At 40.5% G+C, this 24,134-nt stretch carries 19 protein-coding genes and 3 pseudogenes; 5 read left to right on the top strand and 17 right to left on the bottom strand.

The genetic code is table 11. The features are described from left to right. Positions 1 to 124 precede the first annotated feature (124 nt). On the top strand, positions 125 to 2,209 hold the full coding sequence (gene fusA, locus ACU8V8_RS15760) for an elongation factor G (protein WP_446888126.1): 2,085 nt from the start codon (positions 125 to 127) through the stop codon (positions 2,207 to 2,209). A 359-nt stretch (positions 2,210 to 2,568) separates the two neighbouring features. Further along, complete coding sequence (locus ACU8V8_RS15755) at positions 2,569 to 3,000, top strand: hypothetical protein (protein WP_446888125.1); 432 nt, start codon at positions 2,569 to 2,571, stop codon at positions 2,998 to 3,000. Between the two features lie 96 nt (positions 3,001 to 3,096). Here ACU8V8_RS15755 and ACU8V8_RS15750 read toward each other — a convergent pair. The 12 genes and pseudogenes from ACU8V8_RS15750 to ACU8V8_RS15695 all read right to left on the bottom strand — a co-directional run bounded on the left by ACU8V8_RS15750 (position 3,097) and on the right by ACU8V8_RS15695 (position 15,720). Next, positions 3,097 to 5,842, bottom strand: a pseudogene (locus ACU8V8_RS15750) (ExeM/NucH family extracellular endonuclease). Positions 5,843 to 6,008: 166 nt separating this feature from the next. Further along, positions 6,009 to 7,016 carry a porphobilinogen synthase gene (hemB, locus tag ACU8V8_RS15745; RefSeq protein ID WP_446888124.1) on the bottom strand — a complete coding sequence of 336 codons (1,008 nt, stop codon included), beginning with the start codon at positions 7,014 to 7,016 and terminating at the stop codon, positions 6,009 to 6,011. A gap of 9 nt (positions 7,017 to 7,025) precedes the next feature. Continuing rightward, entirely contained in the window at positions 7,026 to 8,876 is a 1,851-nt protein-coding gene (locus ACU8V8_RS15740) for a sensor domain-containing diguanylate cyclase (RefSeq protein WP_446888123.1), read from the bottom strand. Positions 8,877 to 8,878: 2 nt separating this feature from the next. After that, positions 8,879 to 9,661, bottom strand: a complete 783-nt coding sequence (locus tag ACU8V8_RS15735) for a TatD family hydrolase (RefSeq protein WP_446888122.1) — start codon at positions 9,659 to 9,661, stop codon at positions 8,879 to 8,881. Continuing rightward, positions 9,661 to 10,182 (bottom strand): hypothetical protein, encoded by a 522-nt coding sequence (locus ACU8V8_RS15730; protein WP_446888121.1) that lies wholly within the window; start codon positions 10,180 to 10,182, stop codon positions 9,661 to 9,663. The genes ACU8V8_RS15735 and ACU8V8_RS15730 overlap by 1 nt, the downstream gene beginning before the upstream one ends. After that, complete coding sequence (tatC, locus tag ACU8V8_RS15725; RefSeq protein WP_087531289.1) at positions 10,183 to 10,926, bottom strand: twin-arginine translocase subunit TatC; 744 nt, start codon at positions 10,924 to 10,926, stop codon at positions 10,183 to 10,185. A 46-nt stretch (positions 10,927 to 10,972) separates the two neighbouring features. After that, positions 10,973 to 11,302 (bottom strand): Sec-independent protein translocase protein TatB, encoded by a 330-nt coding sequence (gene tatB / locus ACU8V8_RS15720; RefSeq protein WP_087531288.1) that lies wholly within the window; start codon positions 11,300 to 11,302, stop codon positions 10,973 to 10,975. Between the two features lie 5 nt (positions 11,303 to 11,307). Continuing rightward, on the bottom strand, positions 11,308 to 11,547 hold the full coding sequence (tatA, locus tag ACU8V8_RS15715) for a Sec-independent protein translocase subunit TatA (RefSeq protein WP_087531287.1): 240 nt from the start codon (positions 11,545 to 11,547) through the stop codon (positions 11,308 to 11,310). Between the two features lie 67 nt (positions 11,548 to 11,614). Further along, complete coding sequence (gene ubiB / locus ACU8V8_RS15710; protein WP_087531286.1) at positions 11,615 to 13,219, bottom strand: ubiquinone biosynthesis regulatory protein kinase UbiB; 1,605 nt, start codon at positions 13,217 to 13,219, stop codon at positions 11,615 to 11,617. Positions 13,220 to 13,236: 17 nt separating this feature from the next. Next, complete coding sequence (locus ACU8V8_RS15705) at positions 13,237 to 13,842, bottom strand: ubiquinone biosynthesis accessory factor UbiJ (RefSeq protein WP_446888120.1); 606 nt, start codon at positions 13,840 to 13,842, stop codon at positions 13,237 to 13,239. A 37-nt stretch (positions 13,843 to 13,879) separates the two neighbouring features. Continuing rightward, positions 13,880 to 14,635: a bifunctional demethylmenaquinone methyltransferase/2-methoxy-6-polyprenyl-1,4-benzoquinol methylase UbiE gene (gene ubiE, locus ACU8V8_RS15700; protein WP_087531284.1), complete on the bottom strand. Its 756-nt coding sequence runs from the start codon at positions 14,633 to 14,635 to the stop codon at positions 13,880 to 13,882. Positions 14,636 to 14,733: 98 nt separating this feature from the next. Continuing rightward, positions 14,734 to 15,720 carry a GGDEF domain-containing protein gene (locus ACU8V8_RS15695; protein ID WP_446889661.1) on the bottom strand — a complete coding sequence of 329 codons (987 nt, stop codon included), beginning with the start codon at positions 15,718 to 15,720 and terminating at the stop codon, positions 14,734 to 14,736. 343 nt (positions 15,721 to 16,063) lie between these two features. Between ACU8V8_RS15695 and ACU8V8_RS15690 the strand changes: the two genes are divergently transcribed. Continuing rightward, positions 16,064 to 17,851 carry a DUF885 domain-containing protein gene (locus ACU8V8_RS15690; protein ID WP_446888119.1) on the top strand — a complete coding sequence of 596 codons (1,788 nt, stop codon included), beginning with the start codon at positions 16,064 to 16,066 and terminating at the stop codon, positions 17,849 to 17,851. 132 nt (positions 17,852 to 17,983) lie between these two features. Further along, positions 17,984 to 19,464, top strand: a pseudogene (locus tag ACU8V8_RS15685) (FMN-binding glutamate synthase family protein). A gap of 75 nt (positions 19,465 to 19,539) precedes the next feature. On the opposite strand, the gene mtnK reads toward ACU8V8_RS15685, so the two are convergent. Then, positions 19,540 to 20,757, bottom strand: a complete 1,218-nt coding sequence (gene mtnK / locus ACU8V8_RS15680) for an S-methyl-5-thioribose kinase (protein WP_446888118.1) — start codon at positions 20,755 to 20,757, stop codon at positions 19,540 to 19,542. A gap of 132 nt (positions 20,758 to 20,889) precedes the next feature. On the opposite strand from mtnK, the gene mtnA reads away from it, so the two are divergent. Then, positions 20,890 to 21,915 carry an S-methyl-5-thioribose-1-phosphate isomerase gene (gene mtnA, locus ACU8V8_RS15675; RefSeq protein ID WP_446888117.1) on the top strand — a complete coding sequence of 342 codons (1,026 nt, stop codon included), beginning with the start codon at positions 20,890 to 20,892 and terminating at the stop codon, positions 21,913 to 21,915. On the opposite strand, the gene ACU8V8_RS15670 is transcribed toward mtnA, so the two are convergent. The 4 genes and pseudogenes from ACU8V8_RS15670 to ACU8V8_RS15655 form a co-directional block, all read right to left on the bottom strand. Further along, complete coding sequence (locus tag ACU8V8_RS15670; RefSeq protein ID WP_446888116.1) at positions 21,912 to 22,250, bottom strand: gamma-glutamylcyclotransferase family protein; 339 nt, start codon at positions 22,248 to 22,250, stop codon at positions 21,912 to 21,914. The genes mtnA and ACU8V8_RS15670 overlap by 4 nt on opposite strands. A 13-nt stretch (positions 22,251 to 22,263) precedes the next feature. Next, positions 22,264 to 22,807 (bottom strand): annotated as a pseudogene (locus ACU8V8_RS15665) (1,2-dihydroxy-3-keto-5-methylthiopentene dioxygenase). Further along, positions 22,804 to 23,490: an acireductone synthase gene (mtnC, locus tag ACU8V8_RS15660; protein ID WP_446888115.1), complete on the bottom strand. Its 687-nt coding sequence runs from the start codon at positions 23,488 to 23,490 to the stop codon at positions 22,804 to 22,806. Before mtnC ends, ACU8V8_RS15665 begins: the two are co-directional and overlap by 4 nt. Next, the gene (locus tag ACU8V8_RS15655) at positions 23,487 to 24,104 is read right to left on the bottom strand and encodes a methylthioribulose 1-phosphate dehydratase (protein WP_446888114.1); all 618 of its coding nucleotides are present in this window, start codon (positions 24,102 to 24,104) and stop codon (positions 23,487 to 23,489) included. Before ACU8V8_RS15655 ends, mtnC begins: the two co-directional genes overlap by 4 nt. Positions 24,105 to 24,134: the final 30 nt, after the last annotated feature.

Raw genomic sequence — 24,134 nt, 5'->3', positions numbered from 1 at the left:
AATAGCATGGAAAGTAAAATATTATAAAATTGATTGCATTTTAAGCGACTTCTATGGTGATGTTCGCTTTAACTAATGCTATACTCCCGCCGAATAATTTTTCGACTTTATTAAGAGTAAAATAATGGCAGATTTATCGAAGTACAGAAACATTGGTATTTTCGCGCACGTTGATGCGGGTAAAACTACCACCACTGAGCGTATCCTTAAGCTAACGGGTACTATTCATAAAAGTGGTGAGACGCATGATGGTGAGTCAACAACTGACTTCATGGAACAAGAAGCTGAGCGCGGTATTACTATCCAGTCTGCGGCTGTAAGCTGTTTCTGGAAAGATCACCGTTTCAACGTTATCGATACTCCAGGACACGTTGACTTCACAGTAGAAGTTTATCGTTCACTTAAAGTATTAGATGGCGGTGTTGGTGTATTCTGTGGTTCTGGTGGTGTTGAACCACAATCAGAAACTAACTGGCGTTACGCTAACGAATCAGAAGTTGCACGTATTATCTTTGTAAACAAATTAGACCGTATGGGTGCTGATTTTTACCGTGTAACTGAGCAAGTACGTAAAGTACTTGGTGCTGTACCACTAATCATGACTTTACCAATCGGTATCGAAGATGAGTTTGTTGGTGTTGTAGACGTTTTAAACAAACAAGCATATGTTTGGGATGAAACTGGTCTTCCAGAAAACTACGAAATCACAGACGTTCCTGCAGACATGGTAGAAAAAACTGAAGAATACCATGAGATGCTTATCGAAACTGCTGTAGAGCAAGACGATGACCTAATGGAAGCGTATATGGAAGGTGAAGTTCCTTCTATTGAAGATATCAAGCGCTGTATCCGTAAAGGTACACGTGACCTTGCTTTCTTCCCTACTTACTGTGGTTCTGCGTTCAAGAACAAAGGTATGCAATTAATCCTTGATGCTGTTGTTGATTACTTACCAGCTCCTACAGAAGTTGACCCTCAACCTCTTATGGATGAAGATGGTAACGAAAACGGCGAGCATGCAATTGTATCTGCTGACGAACCATTCAAAGCGCTAGCATTCAAAATCATGGATGACCGTTTTGGTGCATTAACTTTCGTACGTATCTACTCTGGTAAACTTAGCAAGGGTGACACTATCCTTAATGCGTTTACTGGTAAAACAGAGCGTGTTGGCCGTATGGTTGAGATGCAAGCAGATGATCGTAAAGAGCTTACTTCAGCACAAGCTGGTGATATCATCGCTATCGTAGGTATGAAGAACGTGCAAACTGGTCACACTCTATGTGATCCTAAGCACCCAGTAACTCTTGAGCCAATGGTATTCCCAACGCCAGTAATCTCGATTGCTGTACAGCCTAAAGATAAAGGCGGTAATGAGAAAATGGGTGTTGCTATCGGTAAAATGGTTGCAGAAGATCCATCTTTCCAAGTTGAGACTGATGAAGATTCAGGCGAAACTATCCTTAAAGGTATGGGTGAGCTTCACTTAGATATCAAAGTAGATATCCTTAAACGTACTTACGGCGTAGACCTTATCGTTGGTCAACCACAGGTTGCTTACCGTGAAACTATCACTCGTGAAATCGAAGATAGCTACACGCATAAGAAACAATCTGGTGGTTCTGGTCAGTTCGGTAAAATCGACTACCGTATCAAGCCAGGCGAAGTGGGTTCAGGCTTCACGTTCTCTTCATCAGTTGTTGGTGGTAACGTACCTAAAGAATTCTGGCCTGCAGTTGAGAAAGGCTTTAAGTCAATGATGGGTGAAGGTGTTCTAGCTGGCTTCCCAGTACTTGACGTTGAAGTTGAACTTTTTGACGGTGGCTTCCACGCCGTGGATTCATCTGCAATCGCATTCGAAATCGCTGCTAAAGGCGCTTTCCGTCAATCGATCCCTAAAGCGGGCGCACAACTTCTTGAGCCAATCATGAAAGTTGATGTGTTCACGCCAGAAGATCACGTTGGTGATGTAATCGGTGACCTTAACCGTCGTCGTGGTATGTTAAGCGACCAAGAAGCTGGTTTAACTGGCGTTCGTATTAAAGCAGACGTTCCGTTATCTGAAATGTTCGGTTACATCGGTTCACTACGTACAATGACATCAGGTCGTGGTCAGTTCTCTATGGAGTTCTCACACTACGCACCATGTCCACAAAACGTAGCTGATACTGTAATCGCTGCAGAAAAAGAGAAAAAAGCTGCTAAGTAATTAGTCACTTAAACTCTTAAAAAACCCGCACTTGTTGCGGGTTTTTTGTTTTTATAATTATTATTAATTTGGGCGAATAATAGGTCGCTAACTTTTTAACTAGTGTCATTAATAGAACCTAATCATAATTACCTGCCGCAATATTTATCACTAAAAGATTCAGAGAAATAATATTTTTGAGATAATGTTGATATATTAAGTAGTTATGACAAATCCTTTTGTTCTAGTTAAAAAGTAGTGCAAATACTCTTGTTAACTCTATTATTGTGTGTAAAATCATGTTCCTAAAATATTGATTTTAGATTATAAATGGAAAGCCTTCCTTGAAGACGAAGGTCATAATAGAGGAGCTTCATTCAATGAATGTAGTAAAGTTATCGCCAAATTGGACTTTGCAAATAGCAAAAGTAATTTTCGCATTACTTGTTGCATATATTCTAAGTGCAATAACTGCTTTTGGCTTTGAATCAGCAAGCGTCATTATTATTCCTCTCGTTTTAGTTATTAGCCTCTTTAATATTATGCAATTAAGGTTTCTTCATTGTTATAAAGCAGGGGTAAACTATTCTCGTGGTCTGGGTAAGCGATATATTAATGCAGATGAAATAAAAAGTATTAGCTTTAAACGGTATGGAATAATCACAGAATTTAAAATTGTAACGTTAGCAGAGCAATCTCATCGCTTTATAAATTGGCATATATCAGCAGACCAAAGAACAGGAATTAAAAACTTATATGCAGCAAAGTATGTGGGTTGTGATAACAACAATACGCAAAGTTGTAATGCTTAATTAGTAGGTTGTTTAGCTTTAATCTTACTAATTTGGGTGTAAACTAAATCAATGCCACTTTAAATTAAAGTGGCATTTTTATTACTTATAATTCATTTATTTTTTAGCTTTTCTTCTCGCTAAAAATGGTAATGCTAATAAGCTTAACCACGCTAATGAGCCCGAATCATCTTCATCATCGTCTGTTTCATCATTGCTTATATTTATAAATACTAATTGTGCAGCGGACAAATTGCCTACGCTATCCTGTGCCTGCACCATTAATGTAATTTTACGTTCAAACTCATAATCAAGCGCTGCTGCAACAATAAGCTGACCTTGTTCATTTATAGTAACTGCAGAGTGGCCAGATACAATAAAGTTAGTGACAGGCGTGTAGTCGCTATCTGCATCTGTAAATTCAAGCTGACCAATAACCGTACCAATGGCAGCGCTTTCAATGATATTAAAGCTTTGCTCAGGGGTTAACACTGGAGCTTGTGGCACTGGAGTTGGCTCAGGCTCTGCTTCTGACTTGATATCAATGATAACAGGGTCGTGATCAGATGCGCGATAAGCGCTTTGTGAGTAAAGGCTAGCGACTTGGTTATCTGACTTAAATTCAACGTTATAATCCAGACTGATCGGTTCGTCAGCATTGATATGCCAATCAGTTGCGGCGACAACTTTATCCAGCAGGCTTTGTGTTGCTACAGCATGATCTAGGCTGCCTAAACGGCCTGAAAAGCTATATGAATAGCCCAGTGTATTACCATCAAGCTCAGCAATCACATTTTTATAGCCCTTATCAGCAAATGCACGAATTGGATCTTCCTTTGCATACGCGTTCATATCGCCAACTAGAATGATGTCTTCATCATCTACACCTGTTGGTTTGCTGTTTAACCAATCGGAAAAGGCATTTGCACCTGCTACGCGAATTTCATTCCAGCAAGATTGGCCATCACCTAAATCAGCATTATTACCGTCAGCGCTGCCGCAGCTACCTTTTGATTTTAAGTGAGCTACAGCGACAGTGAATACTTCACCTGAATTTATTGCTTTAAAGCTCTGAGCAATTGGCGCACGGTTACTGTAGTCAAATGGGTATTCAGTGGTTATTGCAGGAGTACCCACTTCACTGACCATATTTGCACGATAAATTAGGGCAGTAGTAATGGCATCAGTACCAATTTGGTCAACTTTGAAATCTACAAACGCGTATTCGTTATTGCTGTCAGCGTCATTTAATGCCGACACTAAGCTTGCAACAGCGCTGTACTCATCAAAGCCATCATTTTCCATTTCCATCAAACCAATAACATCAGCTTCTAGGGCTGTTATTGCACTTACTAGCTTAGCTTGTTGACGAATAAGTTCTTGTTCTGAATCTGCGCCACGGCTGGTAGGGAAGCCACCGCCTTGGCCGTCACCATTAAAGTAGTTTAGTACATTAAAGCTCGCTATCCGTAAGTTTGCATCAGAGTGTAATTCAGGAGCATCAGTACGTGGGTTTGTAGCAGTAAACTCAGGTTGTACCGTTGGGTGAATACGGTAACGGTCAAAGCTGTAACCCAAAACGCCAGTAATAACGCTGACAGAGTCGCCCAAGCGAAGTGTATTATACGCTTCTAAACCTGTGCCCGGATAAGCGATTGGATCTAGATTTTGTTTTGTTGAGCCATCATCCAATAGAATTTGTTTCTTCTCATTTTCAACTTCTACTGCATTTGCAGCATCACCCGGTAAAGCTACTTGTGTGCCTTGGTATAAGCGGTTCTGTGGCAAGGCCAACCTCACCATAGCGACCAAGACCATAATTATTGGTGACAACGAGTGTTTGCTCTAAGGTCACCAGCATACCTTCATAGGCTTCTAGGTCGCTTACACTTGCAACTGGCAAGGCTATTTTTGTAGCCGTTGCTGTTAAGCCTGAAGCACATATTTCGATTTGGCTTACATCGCCAATTTGTGTCGCACTGTAATATTCAGCAACAGTACCTTTGACGCGAATATGGTCACCTATAGCTACATCGGTATCTGAAAAATATACAAACACGCCTTCCGATGTTAATGGGTTGGTATCAATATCTGCTTCAAGAGAAGTAATAAAGAAGCCATTTAATTGCTCATCACCTTGGAAATCAGCAGTAACGATACCTTCAAGCTCAATGATGGTATCTAATAATGGGCTATCGCCACCTTCACCTTGTACTTCATTGATGAGAGTTTTTTCTGCGCCACATTCAAGGGGTGTAACCGGTTCTGGATCTGGTTCAGGTGTTGGCTCAGTACTTTCTCCGTGAAAGCCTAGTCCGCTAAAGTCATCTTTATCAAATTGAAGCCATTGCTCACTCGGGTCAAACTCTGCGGTTGCATCTGTACGGCCTGATATTACATCAGCTTTGCGGCGGAGAGTTTTATCTTTAGTCGCAACTCCTCCGACAGACCATTCGCCATCGGGGCGAAAGCCTAGTTGACCAAAACTATCAACAATTACGCCTTCTTTGGTCAGAACTAATGCATCGTCACCATTAAAATACGTTACAGTTGCTTCAATATCAGCTTTGGCTTTGAGTTCGTCTACAGAACCTGCGTTGACAATTACATAGGTAGCGTCAGCGGCTAAAGTGCCTGAAAGGTCAAGAGTATTATTCGGGGCTGTTAAATCGTCATTGCCATTGGAATAAAGAGATATGTTGTAGCCATCAAGCGATAGCTCTGCACCTGAGTTGTTATATAGTTCTAGTGCTTTATTGTTTGATCCACCTTCAACATACTCTGAAATGATGAGGTTTGCTGATGCTGGAGCACTAAGGCTTGCAATAACAAGCGCCAGTGGCGTTATTTTTGTATTAAACATTATTATTTTTTCCCGTGTATTGTGTCCCAAATGGGACAAACAGTTTAAGGAAAATTTATGACAAAGAAAATACAGGATGTTAATATTATGAAAATAAAAAGGGCGATAAATCGCCCTTTCTTAAATGATCTATCTAGAACAGCGTCTATTTAACTTACCATTCAAGTTACTTATTAAGCCATTGCGCAGCTTGTTTTGCAAAGTAAGTTAAGATCCCATCAGCTCCAGCACGTTTAAATGCGAGTAGAGACTCCATAATTGTCGCTTCTTCGGCTAACCAACCGTTATCAATGGCAGCTTTATGCATCGCATATTCTCCGCTGACTTGATAAGCAAAGGTTGGCACGCCAAATTCTTCTTTAACGCGATGTACAATATCTAAATATGGCATGCCGGGTTTGACCATTACCATGTCTGCACCTTCTTGCAAGTCTAAAGCAACTTCGCGAATTGCTTCATCAGAGTTTGCAGGGTCCATTTGATAGGTTTTTTTATCGGCGCCTTTTAAATTACCAGCAGAGCCTACCGCGTCACGAAAAGGTCCATAGTAACTAGATGCATACTTTGCAGAGTAAGCCATAATACGAGTGTGAATGTGACCATCAGCTTCAAGCGCTTCACGAATAGCACCAATACGACCATCCATCATATCGGAAGGAGCAACAATGTCAGCGCCAGCCTCAGCATGTGAGAGCGCCTGCTTAACTAAAATTTCAGTGGTGACATCATTAATCACGTAGCCTTCATCGTCAATAATGCCGTCCTGGCCATGAACTGTAAACGGATCCAGTGCGACATCAGTAATCACACCTAGCTCAGGAAATGCGGTTTTTAATGCACGTACGGTACGTTGCGCAAGACCATCGTTACTATAGGCTTCTTCAGCTAAAAGCGATTTTTTATCCGCAGGTGTAACAGGAAAAATAGCAACTGCTGGAACGCCTAGCTCCACTAATTCTTTTGCTTCCGTGAGTAATAAATCGATAGATAAACGCTCGATGCCTGGCATTGATTCTATGCTTTCACGGCGATTTTTTCCTTCAAGTACAAATACTGGATAGATTAAATCATTAACACTTAGTTGATTTTCAGCCATAAGGCGACGTGAAAAATCATTACGACGCATTCTACGCATACGTGTATATGGGAAAAGATCCAGACCTGATTGGGCCATTATTTGCTCCTAGTCTAATATTGGAAAGCTGATTACGCGATTACGACCATTTTGCTTGGCGTGATAAAGTGCTTTATCCGCGCAGTCAGTGAATAATCCTGGGTTATTAATATCTTCTGCGACAGCGCAATAGACACCTGCACTAATTGTAAATTTTATATCTGAGTTGGCAACAGTGATTGTGGTTTCCATTATTAATAGCCTGATGGATTCAGCTATTTCTAGCGCACCTGCTATTGGGGTATTGGGAAGTAACACAACAAACTCTTCACCACCGTATCGAGCCACCTCATCAAGTGGGCGTTTTAAGTGGCTTTTTATTATATCAGCCACAGCACGAATTGTTTGGTCACCGATTAAATGGCCATAACTATCATTGATCACTTTAAAGTGATCAATATCGAGCATGATAATACTTAAGGGTGTTTGTTCTCGACGAGAGCGACGTAAATCCATGACTAACTTTTTGTCGAAATAACGTCGGTTTTTAATTTTTGTTAACGGGTCTTCCATATTGAGCTGCTCTAACTCGCGATTTTTTTCTTCAAGCTCACGTAAGGTAACTTGTAGCTCAAAAGTTCGCTCTTCAATATTGCTTTCTAAGTCTTGTCGAGCTTGCTCTTGCAACTCTAAGCGTTCTTGTAATAACTCATCTTGAGCTTCATTTTGCGCTATTTTTGCTTGTTGTAAGGCTATTTGTGCATCGCGCTCAATGATGAAATGCCTAATAGTGGCAAAACTTAAACTTAAGGCGCAGATTAAAAAGCTAATAAACATAAAGGGAAGACTTCGAGAGTTAAAGTCGAAGATGTTAAATACAACGATGTTTAGATAAATTAAAGAGGCGCAAAAAGTTATAGCCCCTGTTAACAAAGCATTCAGCGGTTGGCTGGGTTTATGCTTAATGTTTATAGTAATAACAAGGCTGTGTATGAGCATCATCAATAGACTTGCAAGTAAACTATAGCTTACAAATAGTTGAGTTGGCAGCCACCAAGTTATAAGTAAACTGGTGAGCAAAAGATAATTACTCCAAGTATGTATCTTATCGAGCTGAGGCCAAACAATCTCAGCTTTTAATTGCTCAAATAAAGGCTTGAATAAGTAAGTGGTAATTAACAACATGCTGGGAATAGTAAGCTGTTGCAAGCTTGGTAAAGAAGGGTGGAAATAACGATAACCAAAGCCATAAAGGTAGATGAGTAATAACCATAGAGTAACAAGTATGCCTGCGGAGAGCGCAAAGTAACGTTTTCTTGAAAAAATAAATAACACAAAGCAAGTTAGAGCGAGAGATAAAATAAAACCTACAAGTAAGCCATAGAGTAGGTTAAATTTACTTTTATATTTTAAATACTCATCGTTTTGCCAAATACTTAGGGGCACTCTTAAGCCGGCTTGATTTTCAACTCGTAATAACAAGGTGGATGTACTTTGTGCAGGCAGGGCTAATTTTACTAATAAGGATTCATTTTTTATTTGCCGGTTTTTAAGAGGTAATGCATCACCAATCTCTTTAAAAAGTAAAGTTTCATCACGGTGATAATGATAAATAGACACTTTATCTAATAGCGGGTTATCAATAGATAATAAGATAGCTAGATTGGTTTGTTCAGTATTATTTAGTTGAACGCGTATCCACGCGACTTGTTCACTGAAACCTAGGTTTAAGTTATGCTTGCTAGTAGTACGCCAGTTTGTAGTTGTTTTAGCTTGTTCGATTGTCAGGGGCTCAGCTGTATATTCAAAAGGAATATCTTGTAAGTGAGTGAGCTGTTTATCAAGCGAAATACTGGCTGCAAAAGTTGCAGAGGAACTAAATATAAGGAAGCTAAGCAGCAACCACCAAGCACACCGCATAATCAAGCCTTAGTGATAAATAGCTGTTGAAAGTTAAGTGTAGTTTGTTTCGCTACTGTTGCAAAGTCTAAGCCTTTTAATGTTGCAATAGTCTGGCATACATAGGGTAAATAGCATGGCTCGTTACGGCGTGATTTGGGCTTAGGTTTAATTGTTCTGGGTATTAAAAAGGGCGCGTCTGTTTCTAGCAATAATCGTTCTAATGGAATGTTAGGTATAAGTTGCTGCAACTCTTGCCCGCGACGTTCATCACATACCCATCCAGTAATGCCTATATATAAACCTAACTCTAGGTATTGTGCTAAAGCATTCTTATCACCAGTAAAACAGTGAAGTACACCGCGTATTTTATGTTGTTTTAAAATTTTCAGCATATCTTCACTTGCATCGCGTTCATGTAAGTAAACGGGTAAATTTAATTTTTCTGCTAATATGAGCTGACGCGTAAATACACTTCGTTGAATGTCTCGAGGTGAAAAATCACGATTATAATCTAGGCCGCACTCACCAATTGCAACCACGTTGACTTGTTGAGCAAGCAAGCTTAGTTGCTGTTCTAATTGCTGATCCGCGGTTTTAGCATCATGAGGGTGGACACCAGCAGTAGCCAGTAATTGGTGTTTTTTTGCAAGGTTTTGTGCTTGTTGGCTGCTTGGTATATCGCAGCCAATAAGTAGCATTTGGTTAATGTTTTCTGCTTTAGCGCGCGCAATAACAGCTTCATGCTGGCCATCAAATTGATGATTTGTAAGGTTTACACCCGCATCTATTAGCATTGAGGTCATTAATCAGTACGTTTTACGCGAATAGAGCGATTTTGCCCTTGTTTCTTCAGCAAAAATGAATTGAACATACCACGTTCGATAATGACTGTATCACCAGAATCCAAGCTTAATCTATCTGAACCTATTTGACGCCATTGTTGGCCGTTATCCAATGTAATGATCAACTCGCCATATGGCGCTTCTTTAACATTAGTAACATTTGCTGTTATTTCGTCATCGTTTTCTTTTGCGGCTTCTTTATGTTCTAAACCAAAATCTTCATTTTTGGTTTTTACTATTTTATCAGTAGCTACCACTGCACCGGCTGTTGCATCAGATGCGACCGTCTCAGTAGAGGTTAACTGTTTTGTCGTTGTTGGTTTGCTTAATGATTTTCCTGCCATTGTGTTGTCGTAGCATAAGAGACGATTAAAATCATTTTCAACGAAAGTGCAGGCCTGTAGTGCTTGTAAGTTCACTTCATCGGCATAAACTGTTGATGCACTTAAAAGTGCTATTATTGGTAATATTTGTTTTTTCATTTATTCCTCTGATTCATCTTGCTGAGGCTTAACACTGTAAAAAGCCGCTAAAATTAATCCCAATTCAAATAACAGTAGCATCGGAAATGCTAATAATGTTTGTGAGAGTACGTCTGGTGGGGTTAAAAACATAGCCACCACGAAAACACCTACCACAATATAAGGGCGCTTTTCTTTTAAGCTTTGAGTGGTAGTAGCGCCACTCCAACATAGCAACATGATTGCTACAGGTATTTCAAATGCGACACCAAAGGCAAAAAATAGCTTTAAAGCAAAGCTTAAATAGCTGCTTATATCCGGAGCTAAAGTCATCATTTGTGGACCCACACTGGTAAAAAAACCGAGTATGATAGGTAATACCACAAAATAACAAAACGCAATACCGCTATAAAACAATAGAATACTCGACGCTAAAATTGGCATAAGCATACGCTTTTCATGCTTATATAAGCCAGGAGCAATAAACCCCCATATTTGGTGTAAAATTACCGGGATCGCTGCAAATAATGCGACAAATAATGTCAGTTTAAATGGAGCAAAAAAGGGTGCCGTGACATCGGTTGCGATCATAGTTGCGGTACTTGGTAAGTGTGCGACTAATGGTGCGGCAACAAAGCTGTAAATATCGTTTGCAAAGTAAACGAAGGCAATAAAAAACAATAAAATAGCTAACAGTGCCTTCATTAGCCTATTACGTAATTCAATTAAATGACCAACAAAGCCAGATTGAGTTTGTTCAGTCATAATTTAATTCTTACCTATGAATAGACCAGGGACAGCAAAAATAATTTCATTTTTGTTCATCAATATTCACTTTATCGGTTTGCTCTGGCGTTTTTTTATAGCTGTGGGTTACTGAGTCAGCTGCTTTTTGAAGTTCATCAACAGAGTCTTTTAAAGCGGGACTTAGATCTTGCATACTTTGTTGCTCTGCTTTTTTTAGATTTTGATGTAATTCATGCACGCGAAGCTCTTCGTTTACCTCTGCTTTGACTGAGTTTGCCATCGTCTTTATAGTTTTAATCCAGCGGCTTACAGTTCTAATAGCAACAGGTAATCGCTCAGGACCAAGTACAATAAGGCCCACAATCAAAACTACAATAAGTTCCCACATGCCCATTTTAATTAAGCCTTATGGTCTTCTTTGCTTTTGTCAGTCGTTTCTTTATTTTGCACTGAGTTATTAGACTGCTCTATGTTGTCAGTGGTTTTTGCTTGTTCTTCTTCAGATACAGCTTTTTTAAAGCCTTTTACAGCGTTACCTAAATCACCGCCGATACCACGTAGTTTTTTAGTGCCAAAAAGTAGCACTATAATTGCTAACACTATTAATAATTGCCAAATACTGATACCGCCAAAGCCCATGATTTACTCCAAATTTTATTGTATGTTTACGCTGATTATACTCAGCAAAATGTAAATAGCACTTAGTTTATGCGTTTCGCCACGCTAAAATAAAGCCAATTAATGAACAGCTAGCTGCAACAGTGCTGGCTATTATGTCGCTTTGTAAGTAACACAAGCCTGAGACTATCATTGCGGCGCCAGCAAACACTCCCATGATAAGTGGTTTATGTGACGCTGGTGCTGCTAGTGGTTCACTTGTTTTGCATTGCTGCTTCAAGTTGTAATAAATTAGATCTGGTAATTCGGGCATTTTTTCAGCCCAAAATGGCAAGTTAGCATACATTTGCTTAAGTACCGCGAGTGGCCCTACTTGCTGCTTGACCCAGTCTTCTAAAAAAGGCTTCGCTGTTTGCCACAAATCAAGTTGTGGGTACAGTTGCCGTCCGAGTCCTTCAACATACAGTAAGGTCTTTTGTAATAGCACTAATTGTGGTTGAACTTGCATATTAAAGCGACGAGCGGTATTAAATAGGTTGACTAACACATGACCAAACGAGATCTCAGCTAGCGGCTTGTTAAAAATCGGTTCGCACACTGTGCGAATGGCAAACTCAAACTCTTCTACACTGGTATCTTTAGGCACCCAGCCTGAATCAACATGTAGCTGCGCAACTTGGCGATAATCACGGTTAAAAAAGGCGATGAAGTTTTCTGCTAAATAACGCTTATCTTCTTTATTAAGTGTGCCAACAATACCGCAGTCTATACCAATAAACTTAGGGTTTTCTGGCGTATCATAAGAGACAAATATATTACCCGGATGCATGTCAGCATGAAAAAAACTGTCGCGGAAAACTTGTGTGAAGAATACTTCAACACCACGTTCTGCAAGGAGTTTCATGTTAGTGTTTTGCGCCATTAGGGACTCTGTGTCAGATACCGCAATACCGTAAATACGCTCCATCACTAAAATATTCGATCGGCTGTAATCACTGTAAACATAAGGTATATATAGCGAGTCAGAGTCTTCAAAGTTGCGCCTTAGCTGGATTGCGTTGGCACCTTCGCGCATTAAATCGAGCTCATCAAGCAATGTTTTTTTATACTCTTTTACTACTTCGACGGGGCGCAAGCGTTTTGCTTCATTAACGAGTTTTGCTATTACTTTTGCAAATTGCTCCATTAACGCTAAATCAGCATCAATCTGTACTTTGATATCAGGACGAATCACTTTTATTACCACATCTTGTGGTTGATTGTGTTCGTCAATTAAGGTGGCGGTATGTACTTGTGCGATAGATGCTGACGCTAATGGTGTTTGTTCAAAGTCACTAAAGCATTCACTAATGTCATTAATCTCTAACGCATTTTCAATTAATTGTTGCGCAAGCTCGCCTTCGAAAGGCAGTACTTTATCCTGTAATAAGGCCAGCTCTGTAGCTATATCATGTGGCAGCAAATCTCGTCGTGTTGACAGCATTTGACCAAACTTAATCCATACCGGGCCTAGTTGTTGTAACGCTAGGCGCAAGCGTAACCCTGCTGATTTTTCTTTATGTTTATTTTTAAGCCAAAATAAACTAGCACGGCCAACTTTGCCATACCAAGGAATTTTTTTGCTTGGAATTAACTCATCTAAACCGTAATTAAGCAGGGTTTTGGTAATGTAATAAAGCCGAGCTGCTGACACAAATAATCCTTACTGATTTAGTGGATCTGAAGTAATTGGTTGATACGTTGCTCAAGTTGAGCGACTTGACCTTTGAGCTGACGTGTTTGCTGTTTGAACTGGTCAAGCTCAAGTGGGTGAATGGTCACTTTGAGTTCGTCTTGACATAATTGGGTTAAGGTCGCTGTTACTTTGCTGTCTGTAACTAATGCTTGGTGTTTAGCACGCTGCATTATTTGCCATAACTGTTGTGCGGGAGCATCACCTAAGTAGCGAGACAAATGTTCCGGCCAATCTATATCCATAGCTGAAAATGCATTACTAAAGCCTTGAGCTATGTTTAAATCACCTTGTAAGTCTAACTTATCTTGGCGAATTAACTGGGTCAACATAGCAGGGTTTTTAAGGGCTAGGAGGGTTTCTATATCACCACTAATCATACAGTCGAATTGTTGTTCGTTAGTGCTGTATAAGTGAATACCTTGCTTGGTAAAGACTAATAAAAATTGTTGTTGCCAGTCTCGGATGTCAATAAGTAATCGTTTATGTGACACAGGCTCAAGTTTATCGATTAAGGTGGTATCAAGTTTTAAGCTGGTATTTAAAATACGTTCAACCAGCGCAACAATAAAGTTAGTCAACATAACAACACCTTAATTCGGTTTTGGTAAGAATTATATTTTAATATTTAAAACCACGATGTAGGGCAACAATACCACCGGTTAAATTTTGATAAGTCGTTTGTTCGAAGCCAGCGTCTTCCATCATGCTTTTAAGGGTATCTTGATCTGGGTGCATACGAATCGATTCAGCTAAGTATTTGTATGAATCGCCATCATTAGCAACGAGCTTACCCATAGTCGGTAATAAATTAAAAGAGTAAAAGTCATAGGCTTTACTTAATACTTCATGCTCAGGCTTTGAAAACTCTAATACCAATAAACGTCCGCCTGGCTTTAAAATACGGTACATAGAACGCAGTGCTTTATCTTTATCCGTGACATTACGTAGACCAAAAGCAATGGTGATTAAATCAAAACTGTTATCTGGGAATGGCAATGCCTCAGCATTCATCTGCACATAGTCAATATTACCAACAAGGCCTAGGTTGTGAAGTTTTTCACGACCTACTTTTAGCATCGATGAATTAATATCACCTAAAACTACTTGCCCTGTATCACCGACAAGTTGGCTGAATTTAGCGGTTAAGTCGCCAGTACCACCTGCTAAGTCGAGAACGTGATGTCCTTTACGAACGCCCGAGCTGGCAATGGTTTGGCGTTTCCACAAACGATGAATACCAAAAGACATGAGATCATTCATTACGTCATATTTTGCTGCAACGGAATGAAACACGTCAGCAACCATAGAAGCTTTGTCTGTTTCGGCAACGGTTTTATAGCCAAAATGCGTAGTCTTTTCTTGATTCTCGTTCATGATAAATCTCTATCGTGGTAATAGAGACTAGTGTACTTGATAGTACCCCTGAGGTGCAATTTGATTATAGAAAAAATGCTTTTGGATCAAGCATGAGGTTATTGTCCAGTGATAAAGCTGCTTTGTCCTAGTGACTTTGCTTTATAGGCCGCATTTGATGCTTTACGAGCGAGTTTATTAAAGTCTTTTTCATCTTGGTGCTTTGCAATGCCTAGGGATAGGTCAATGGTGGGTAGTTTTAGACCGCTCTTAGAGCTAACAAAACGTAGTTTTTCAACACCATTACGGACTTTTTCAGCAATAACATTGGCAGTTTCAGGATCTATATCAGCTAATAAAATGGTAAAAGCATCTTTGCCCGTGCGACCAGGTAGTCCACTTTCAAACACGTACTTTTGTATTTGCTTGGCTACTTTATTTAAAATAACTTCGCCAATCATGTCGCCATAATTATCAATAAAGTGATCTAAATTATCAATTTGAATAGCAATTGCACAAACAGACTTGTTTTGATTTAACCAAAGTTGAGTTTGTTGGTTTAAATAATGGCGCTTATATAAGCCTGTTTGTTGGTCTGTAATATGTTGTTTACGAAGCTGTATTAATTGTTGCTGAGTTTTTTCTTGCAGCCTTTTTGCTTTGATAAGCTCTTGTTTAAATTGTTGATGTTGAGTAAGTAATTGAGCTGTATGCTTACTTAAGGTATCAAGTGCTTGCCGGCTTTTTTGAGTGTTATTTTCATCGAGTGAATGTACACAATCATTTACTTGGCTAGCAAAACGAACAATATCATGTTCTGTTGACTTAGCACTGCGTGAGAGTGAGTTGATAATTCCATCGACATTACGCACCATCGATGTTTCGGTCTTGTGGGCTTGGTCCATATAATCAAAGTATAGTTGTTCGATGTAAACACAGTCTATTTCTTGGCCAAGCGCAATTGCGCGGTCTAATGTGGCGTTTAGCTCTGCATTTGCTTGGCTAATATAGGTATAAACAACATTATAATTGAGTGGGGAGGGTGGTAGTGCATGACGTTCTAAAAAGATACATACTTTTGTCATTTTTTCTTGAGCAATAGCCATGGAGTCATGGAACATCATTTATTTATACCAATTAAATACGCATAACAGCTAAATTAAATAACTCACTCCTTAAGACATCAGCGCAATCCCAGCATTTGATACTTACCTACATTAATCTGTATCGCGCGTATTTAAAAGTAAAAAAGTACTTTTTACCATGGATATTTACTTTTTCGCCGATCGATAGCTTGTTTTATAAACGATAGTAAAGTGCTGTTTAAGTACTAGGCAAACCTTGATGTAAATTTAACCTGAGCAAAGCAACTCTTGGTCGCATTTATTTTGGTAAAACTGATCGAATAAGGTAGTTTAAAATCAACTAAAGTTCGCAGAGCCTTTTAAGATGAAAATAAAGTTAAAAAATAAGACACCAGCTGTTTTTCGCCATTCTGTATTAAGCATCGCGTTTGCATGCTCATTAAGTGCCTGTCAAATGACGAGTGTTGATAGTGATCAACAATTCACTACAGTGGCGCAATCAATCATTGATTATCGCAAAAGCATCAGCCCATATAGCAGTCCTGAGGGAGTTGGTGGCTATTTATTAAATAACCTGTCAGCTGAGTTTTTAGAGCAAAAATATCAAAAAAATACCGATCTTTTGGCGCAGCTTGATGCCATTGATAAAGACACACTAAATGAAGAAAACCGCATTAACTTAACCATCATACGCGCCCAAGTGCAGAACAGTATCGATGAGTATGTATTTAACAGTCATTATATGCCGCTGACTTCTGAATATGGCTTTCACTCAAGCTTGTCATTTATAGTATCGCAATCAGATTTTAAAACGTTGGCAGACTATCAGCTATACCTCAAACGTTTACAGCAAGTTCCTCGCTTTTTTGCGCAAAATATTGGGTGGATGCGTAAAGGCTTAGAGGTCGGGTTAACTCAGCCTAAAGCGGTATTGGTAGGTTATCAAGACTCAATTACGGCCTATATTGTAGATGATGCAACGCAATCAGAATTTTATAAGCCATTTTTAACTAACACTGCGGGCTTACCTAATGATGAGTTTAGCGCACTGCAACAGCAAGCGAAAAAAGTAATTAAAGAGCAAGTGGTCGGCGCATATAAAGATTATCTGATCTTCTTTAACGAAGAATATCAACCGGGTGCGCGCAGTGAAATTGGTATTTCAGCCACGCCAAATGGCGAAGCATTCTATGCAAACCGTGCAAAGTATTACACTACGACAGACATGACACCAAAAGAAATTCATGAGTTGGGCTTAAAGGAAGTTGCTCGTATTCGTAGTGAAATGGATGAGATAATTAAAGGCGTTGGTTTCAAAGGTTCGTTTGCCGAGTTTGTGCATTTTTTACGAACTGATCCGCAATTTTATGCCACAACACCGGAAGAGTTATTAAAAGAAGCCTCATATATTGCGAAGAAAATGGATGCGCAGTTACCAAAGTTGTTTCATACCTTGCCTCGTATGCCATACGGTGTAGCTCCAGTGCCAGCTAGTATCGCGCCAAAATATACAACAGGTCGTTACTCAGGTTCGCGTCGCGATGATCAAGCTGGGTATTATTGGGTAAATACGTATGCACTAGATAAGCGCCCACTTTACGTTTTAGAGGCGTTAACTCTGCATGAAGCAGTACCTGGTCATCACTTACAAATTTCGTTAAATGCAGAGCTTGAATATTTACCTAGTTATCGCCGTGATGCGTATTTATCCGCGTTTGGTGAAGGGTGGGGATTATACTCAGAATACCTAGGCCTAGAAGCCGGTTTTTATCAAGACCCTTATAGCAACTTTGGCCGTTTAACTTATGAAATGTGGCGTGCAGCGCGTTTAGTTGTTGATACTGGCATGCACATGTACGGCTGGAGCCGCGATCGTGCGATGAAATTTATGAGCGAAAACACGGCGCTTTCTTTGCACAATGTAAAAACCGAAACTGATCGTTATATTTCGTGGCCAGCACAGGCGTTGTCATACAAAATAGGTGAGTTAACGATTAAGCGTTTACGTAAAGAGACTGAACAAGCACTTGGCCAAGATTTTGATATTCGCGGGTTCCATCATCAAATACTTCGTCATGGTTCTGTGCCAATGTCAGTATTAGAAGATCAAATCCATCAATACATTCAAACTGAGCTAGAAAAACGCGGCTAAATTTCTATCCTTACTGTATCTCGGTGCGTGCTTAGTCGGCACGTAACCGAGTTTCCCTTTTAAAGCATTTGCTTGAAACTTGTTCTACTTATATGCTCAAAGCTAGAAAAAATAACCAGCAAGGGGCGTTGCGTGAGTAATTTTATTATATTTAGTATTGATGTATTTGCCAGTTTATTCATTGTGCTGTTTGGGTGCTTAGTTTTATTAGTAATTTATTTTTACATTAGTGACGTTACTCAATCCAAGCATGCGATTCGTAAAAACTATCCAGTTATTGGTCGGTTTCGATACTTTTTTGAGCGCCAAGGAGAGTTCTTTAGACAGTACTTCTTCGCGATGGATCGTGAGGAAATGCCATTTAATCGCGCCGAACGTAGTTGGGTATATCGTGCGGCGAAAAATGTTGACCGCACTGCGGCGTTTGGCTCAACTCAGAGTTTAGAGATTACGGGCACCGTGATGTTCATGAACTGTGCTTTTCCTACTTTAGATGAAGATGCCCTTGATCCAAGTGCTGTTACCTTAGGGCCTTATTGTGCAAATCCATATATTACTAAATCACTGTTTAACGTTTCGGGAATGAGTTTTGGTGCTTTATCAAAACCTGCGGTGCGTGCGTTATCAAAAGGTGCAAAAATGGCTGGCTGCTGGATGAACACTGGTGAAGGTGGATTAAGCCCATATCATTTGGAAGGCGGGGCTGATCTTGTATTTCAAATTGGTACGGCTAAATATGGGGTTAGGGACGAGCACGGTAACTTAAGCCATGAAAAACTCAAAGAGATTGCGGCTCATGAGCAAGTGAAAATGTTTGAAATTAAAATGAGCCAAGGTGCAAAGCCGGGTAAAGGCGGTATGTTACCAGGCAGAAAAGTTACCGCAGAAATTGCCGCTATTCGTGGCATACCCCAAGGACATGATTCGATTAGTCCAAATGGGCACTTAGAAGTAAAAACACCTGCAGATATATTAGATATGGTTGCTAAAGTGCGTGCAGTCACAGGCAAGCCGACTGGTTTTAAAGCGGTGATCGGTGCTTATGCTTGGTTAGAAACCTTATTTGCTGAGATCAATCATCGTGGTATCGAGTCTGCACCTGACTTTATTACTATCGATAGTGCTGATGGCGGCACGGGTGCTGCACCACAACCGCTTATGGATTCAGTGGGTTTACCATTAAAAGAAAGCCTGCCTTTAGTGGTGAATTTGTTGGAAAAACATGGCTTACGTGAGCGAGTTAAAGTTATTGCATCTGGTAAGCTCATTGTGCCGTCAAAGGTAGCTTGGGCATTAGCATTGGGCGCTGACTTTGTAGTCTCGGCGCGTGGTCATATGTTTGCTTTGGGGTGTATTCAAGCACTGCAGTGCAATAAAGACACGTGTCCAACGGGGATCACAACGCATAACGAGCGTTTACAAAAAGGCTTAGATGTAGCCGATAAAGCGCAGCGTGTCGCCAACTACAATAAGTATATTCATTACGGTGCAGGTTTAATTGCCCACTCATGTGGGTATTTAGTGCCCGAGAACTCGGTCGCCAGCATGTTCGCGTTGTGCAAGAAAATGGCCTATCAGAGCCACTTGATAAAATGTATGAAAATTACCAATAATGTAAAGAGGCTAGGTAATAGGCCTGCCTAAAATAGCAAAGGCACTTAATAAGTGCTTTTGCTATTTTTATAAACTTAATTTAGTTGGCTGATTAATAAAGAGAAAAATGCTTCTTTGTTATTGCAGGTATGAGCGTTAAGCACTAATTGCTCGCCCAGCGCTAAGGTGTGGCGTTGTACCTCTAAACGCGCTTGCTCGTCTTCAATGCCATCAATGTCAGCAACATGCGCTAAGCCAATGGTGCGGCGTATCAGCTCGGTTCCACAGTAACCAATCGCGTCTTGCAATACTTGCTGCATAAAATACTCGCCATAACCGGCGGCTTTTAAATTGTTATCTGTTGTATGCTCTGCAATTAATGTCAGCCAGTGCTGCTCAAATAAAGAGTAACTTTCTTGTAGGCAAGTTAATAAATGGCTGTGGTAGTTACGGCGAATAACAAATTCATTAATGCGGGCGTTTTGCGCGCAATAGTTTAATAGTAAATTACCGATAAATGAGCCGATATCAAAGCCAACTGGACCAAAAAAGCCAAATTCAGGGTCGATCATCTTAGTGGTGTTTTGATCCACAAAAATACTACCGCTATGCATATCGCCATGCAGTAATGTTTGCGGGCATGATAAAAACCTCGCTTTAAGTTTTGCGATCGCTAAATGCAGCGTGGCATTATTTTGCAATTTACTAACTGTTTTATGTAGCTCGCTTGGGTAGTTGTTGCGCTCATGTTCACGCAGAATATCGTTAAAAAATAGGTCTTCAGTAATTTGGCACAATTCAGGGTTAGTAAACTGACTGACTTTGGCTTTTTTATCTTGTGCGGCTAAGTAAAAATCTGAGTTATAAAAGCCGGTATGGCTGAGGTAATGAGCAACATGTTGGCCTAATAGCGGAAATTGCTCTGCGTTTATTTGTGCGCTGCGCAAAATTTGTAAGTGCCCGAGATCTTCTAAAATAGTCAGCGCTTGCTCTGGATTGTGGTGTAAAACTTTTGCCGTGTAGTCAGGACTTAATGCACCGTGATTGATTAAAACCTCAGCTTCAATACGTGCTCGATCAAGCGTTAATGGCCATGATTCACCCACACAACGGGCATAAGGCAAGGCTTGCTTTAAAATAATGCTATTATTTTGCTTGTCGCTTATTCTAAATACCAGATTTAAATTACCATCGCCAAACTCATACGCCGATAACGTTTGGTCAGGATCAAACAAATCATATCCATCTTTAGTTACAAGATTTTTAATATAATCAATTGCATGCTGTGCATTAAAAGCAACGTATTCGGCCATCGGCGTACTCTCAGAAAGTGATAAACGATAGCATTCTATACCTGCAACCGTTTAGATGTCTACACTTCTGGGTTGTGCGTTTTAAAAACTACTGTAAAATAGCCGCAGCCTTAAGATTATTCTGGATCAACTATGCAAAACCTCGTCGCAAGCAGTTTGAAATATCAAAACAATACACTCAGTGTGTTAGACCAATATTTATTGCCGCATCAGCAGGTATGGCATGTGTGTGATGATGTAGCCACTATGAGAGACTTAATCTTAAGCTTAAAAATACGTGGTGCGCCGTTGATTGGCTTAGGAGCGAGCTTGCTGGTAGCTCATTTGGCGGAGCAAGACACTGCAAAAGCGACCTTAGCTAAGGCTATTGATGATCTAGAAGCCACCCGACCAACCGCAGTAAACTTAATGCATTGCATGGCAAAGTTACGCATTGCGTTACAGCAAGATGATTATGTAACGGCAATTGTAACTGCTGCCGTAACTTTGTTTAATGACGATATCGCCTTGTGTGAAAGTATGGCGAATCATGGTGCCGCGCTGGTTAACAGTGGTGATAATATTCTTACGCATTGCAATACCGGCGCGTTAGCGACTGCGGGTATTGGTACCGCTTTGGGTGTTATTTATAAAGCCCAGCAGCAACATGGCGATATTCATGTTTGGGTTGATGAAACACGGCCATTACTGCAAGGCGGGCGTTTAACTGCGTTTGAGCTCGAGCGCAGGCAAGTACCTTACACCTTGATTTGCGATAATATGGCAGCAAGTTTAATGGCTGCAGGTAAGGTGGATAAAATCTTTGTTGGCGCTGATCGTATTGCCGCCAACGGTGATTTTGCTAATAAAGTGGGCACTTATAATTTAGCGGTGTTGGCGCATTTTCATAACATCCCATTTTATGTCGTCGCACCCTTAACCACTTTAGATGTAAATACAGCATGCGGCGCAGAGATTGAAATAGAACAACGTAATAGCGCTGAGGTACGTGGTGTTAGCGGAAGTTTTGGTGAAGCGTTATGGGCACCAACAAATGCTAACGTTTACAACCCCGCATTTGATGTGACTCCAGCCACACTTATTACTGGTTGGGTGTTAGATACAGGCGTCTATAACCAACAACAAGTGTTAGCTGGTGAATTACAAAGGCTGGTTTAACAGCCTTTTGCCACATATACCCATGCATTAATTCCGCTGCTAAATGACTCTTCTATACGGATATAGTCATCAACTTCATAGCTGTCTGCATTGGCGAGCTCTTGCTCGGTGATGATAAAAATAGTGCCGGTTACGATATCTGCTGCAAGGCCAGTTTTAATTAATGCTGGATGAAACCGCTGGCCGCTGCTTTTCAGTACGGCGGCATCGGTGATCTCAACTTCGCCTACTACGTAACCTTGTAGCGTATCGGCTTGGCCCTCAAGTAAACGGCCAAAGGTATCAAGTTGGACTTGCTCAAGTTGTAGCGTACCGTACGAGAATAGCTTTTCCATTTAAACACCTTTATTAGTCCAATAACGGAAATTGTTTAGCAATCTCAGACTCGGTACTTTGTGCCACCCAGCCTTCAGTATTATTGAATAAGCGAATCGCGGTGAACTCCAGGATCGCTGCCCATATCAAACCAATGCGGGGTTAGCTCAGGAACTGAAATTAAATCACCCTGCTGGCAAAGCACTTGGTATATTTTGTCGTTAATATGTAGGCAAAATAGCCCTTGGCCTTTTACAAAAAAGCGCACTTCGTCTTCGCTGTGGGTATGTTCAAATAAAAACTTGGTACGTAACTCAGTGGCATTTGGGTTGCCTTTCGCCAGCGAAATAACATCTACAGTTTGATAGCCGCCTTGTTGCTTTAAACGTTCAATATCGTTGCTGTAGGCATTAATTATATCTTCATGGCTGGTATCTGCGTTAATAACTGCGTTTGCTTGCCACTGTTCAAAACGAACATTTACTTTATTCAGCTCAGCGGCAATTTGTGTTGTATCTTGGGTATTTAATAAGGCATTGCTGGCGTTACAATCAGCAAAAATAGTCAGTTGGCTCATGCTAAATGCTCCGCAGTAAATTGGCTGAAGTCGTTAATATAGTTATGTGTAGGAGAGCTTGCTTGACCATCGCGAATCAAGTGTAGGGTTTTTAAACCTGCGGCCTTAGCAGCATCGAGCTCTGCGGCTACATCACTTAAAAATAACACTTCGTTAGCGGCAAAAGGTAACTGGGTAATAATGTTCTCATAAGCGGTGGCTTCTTGCTTGGCACCCACGTTGGTATCAAAGTAATCTGTAAATAAGGAGCGAATATCGCCAAAGTCAGAATAGTTAAAAATTAAATGTTGAGCTTTCACTGAGCCTGATGAATACACGTAAAGCTGCTGGCCGGCTTGTTGCTGCGCAACTAAGAACTGGTAGGCATCTGGGTATAAATGGCCGGTAAAATCGCCATTTTCATAGCCAGTTTGCCAAATCAGGCCTTGTAACTGTTTTAATGGGGTGATTTTTTTATCGTCACGGATCCATTCCAGCAAAGTGTTAATTACCACATCGATGCTGGCATTCGGCTGATCAATAATCGCTTTTACGGCAGTAATTTGCTCTGCTACCGCACTTTGTGTTTGTTGAGCTTTTACAAATTCAGGAAGTTGTGCGGCGGCATACGGAAATAGCACCTCTTTAACAAACGAAATACGGGTGATTGTGCCTTCAATATCGGTCAGCAGCGCTTTGATCATGATTCTAATCCTACTAATTTTAAGCGTTCTAATTCACATGAAAATAAGAACTCAAGGCCTTCCAATTGACGGCGAACTTCAGCTATTGTGCGACCCACAACATACAGACCATGACCACGAATAAGCACACCATGTTCAATAGGGATATGTAGATGATGATCGCTGACTAATAAGCTGAGTCGGTCAATGTCTTGGTCGTTATCAAAAATTGGAATGCTTAAGGTGTCTAAATGCGAGGTTATGCCGGTTAATGATTTTTGCATTTCGTAGCCGTGTAAATCTAGGCTGTGGCCTTTAATAACTCGAGACAATACAGTCGCGGCGACAGAGTGTGTGTGCAATACATAATTAGCTGAAGGAATTAATCTATACATGCTTAAATGCAATTCAGTCTCGGCCGATGGCTTGGCTGCACTAGCACTGCGATTACCTGCGTGATCAAGCTCAATAAAGGTATGCGACCCTAATTGGCCTTTATCAAAACCGCTGGCAGTCACTACAAAGCCTGTATTAGTTCGTGCTGAAAAATTACCACCTGTGGCAGGTACCCAACCACGTTGACTGATCCATTTTCCTGCTTCTATAAGTTCTGAAATAGCGGTATTGTTATGCATACATTCCCCATACTGTTTTAGACGGCTATA

This window comes from Pseudoalteromonas sp. SaAl2 (assembly GCF_052947895.1).
This window is presented reverse-complemented; position numbering and strand designations above follow the sequence as displayed.